Origin of the sequence: Pelosinus sp. sgz500959 (assembly GCF_042610375.1) — a bacterium.
Taxonomy (GTDB): Bacteria; Bacillota; Negativicutes; order DSM-13327; family DSM-13327; genus CTSoil-075.
Genome location: NZ_JBGJZL010000044.1, coordinates 1 through 878, shown reverse-complemented (window position 1 = coordinate 878; position 878 = coordinate 1). Strand labels below are relative to the sequence as shown.

The window sequence follows — 878 nt, the reverse complement described above, 5'->3', positions numbered from 1 at the left end:
GAAACGAAGGTCAAAAGAACAGCAGCTGTGATCGAACCACTGATACTGCCTAAACCGCCAAGAACCACAATGGTTAAAATATCAAAGGATTTCATAAAGGTAAAAGACGCTGGATGAGCGATATAAAAATAATGGGCAAAGAGTGCGCCTGCGACACCAGCAAAAGCAGCTCCCATGGTAAAGGCCATTACTTTATATTTGGTTGTATCAACACCCATGGCTTCGGCAGCAATTTGATTTTCACGTACGGAAATACACGCACGGCCATGAGTGGAGTTAATGAAGTTTCGAATAAAGAGCACGGTAAAGACGGTGATAAAGAACACCCACGTAAAAGTCGTATAACGAGGAATTCCCATAAAACCAGAAGCGCCGCCTACATAAGGAATGTTTAAAATGCTAATGCGAATAATTTCACCAAGACCTAAGGTNACCCACGTAAAAGTCGTATAACGAGGAATTCCCATAAAACCAGAAGCGCCGCCTACATAAGGAATGTTTAAAATGCTAATGCGAATAATTTCACCAAGACCTAAGGTCGCAATGGCTAGATAATCCCCGTCAAGACGAAGGGTCGGAAGACCAATCACAAAACCTAGAAAACCGGCCGTAGCGGCACCACCCAAAATTGCAGCAATAAAAGGAAGTTGCATTTTAACAGTCAGTACTGCACCTACATAGGCACCCACTGCCATAAAGCCAGCATGACCAATGGAAAACTGCCCTGTGAAACCGTTAATCAGATTGAGACTTACAGCCAAAATGATGTTAATGCAAACCAGTACAATATTCAGCTGCCAAAATGGACCGATGATATCAAATTCAATGAGCATTTGCATGGCAGCATATACTGCAAGGCAAGCCCCGAGGGATTGCCA

Annotated in this window: 1 protein-coding gene; it reads right to left on the bottom strand. The window is 43.3% G+C overall.

What is annotated here, in order from left to right:
* On the bottom strand, positions 1-839 hold an 839-nt coding region (locus tag ACAN52_RS21855; protein WP_378957256.1), incomplete at its 3' end, for a branched-chain amino acid ABC transporter permease.
* Positions 840-878: the final 39 nt, after the last annotated feature.